The organism is Rubellimicrobium rubrum (genome assembly GCF_006152115.1).
Lineage (GTDB): Bacteria > Pseudomonadota > Alphaproteobacteria > Rhodobacterales > Rhodobacteraceae > Rubellimicrobium > Rubellimicrobium rubrum.
Genome location: NZ_VDFU01000101.1, coordinates 1 through 1,137, shown reverse-complemented (window position 1 = coordinate 1,137; position 1,137 = coordinate 1). Strand labels below are relative to the sequence as shown.

Annotated in this window: 1 protein-coding gene; it reads left to right on the top strand. The window is 67.1% G+C overall.

From position 1 onward, the window contains the following. Window positions 1-78 precede the first annotated feature (78 nt). Window positions 79-1,137 (top strand): IS3 family transposase (locus tag FHG66_RS21390; protein ID WP_246082718.1); only part of this gene is annotated, 1,059 nt, incomplete at its 3' end.

The window sequence follows — 1,137 nt, the reverse complement described above, 5'->3', positions numbered from 1 at the left end:
GTTTCACCGAGGCGCAGATCATCGGCATGATCAAGGAACAGGAAGCTGGATTGGCGACCGCAGAGGTGTGCCGCAGGCATGGGCTCAGCCCTGCGACCTGTCTCACAAGCTGAAGGCCCGGCATGGCGGGATCGACGTGTCAGACGCCAAACGGCTGAAGCAGCTCGAGGACGAGAACGCGAAGCTGAAGCGCCTGCTGGCGGATGCGATGCTCGACAACGTCGTGCTCAAGGACCTGCTGGGAAAAGGCTGACGACACCGATGGCGCGGCGGGATGCAGCGCTCCTGGCGATGCGGGACCACGACATCTCGCAGCGCCGGGCCTGCACCCTGGTCGGTGTCGATCCGAAGACGGTGCGGCGCGAGCGTCCGCCCGACAACCCGGAGATCCGCAAGGAGATGGGCCAGATTGCCGAGAAGCGCCGGCGCTTCGGCACCCGCCGGATCGGCATCCTGCTCGCGCGCAAGGGCATGACCATGAACCACAAGAAGCTCTACCGGCTGTATCGCGAGGAAGGCCTGTCGGTCCGGCGCAGGCGGGGCCGCAAGCGCGCCCGCGGCAGCCGATCGCCGATGCCCGAAGCCCTGCGCCCCGGCCAGCGCTGGTCGATGGACCCTCGCCACGGGCGCTCGGACCCATGGCGCACCCGTGGCTCGATCTCCGACACCTTTGGAGCCTCGCGCCGGTTCCGGATTCTGGCCGTGAACGACGACTGCTGCCGAGAGAACCTCGCCCTCGTCGCCATGACCCCCATCTCGGGCGCCCGCGTCGCGCGGGAGTTGGACGCGTTGGTGCGGCTCTACGGCAAGCCCGAGAGCATCGGCAGCGACAATGGCACCGAGTTCACCAGCCAAGCTATCCTGAAGTGGGCCAAGGATAACGGCGTCGAGTGGCACACCATCGACCCCGGGAAGCCACAGCAGAACGGCTTCATCGAGAGCTTCAACGGCAGCCTGCGCGACGAGTGCCTCAAGGAGGAGATCTTCGACAGCCTGGCCGACGCGCGCCGAAAGCTGGCTCTCTGGCGATACGACACCAACAACGTCAGGCCGCATTCCTCACTTGGCGGTAGAACTCCGGCCGAGGCGCGCCGGACGCTCGACCGGAGCGAGGGAGCCGCCCCTGACAGACTTGCC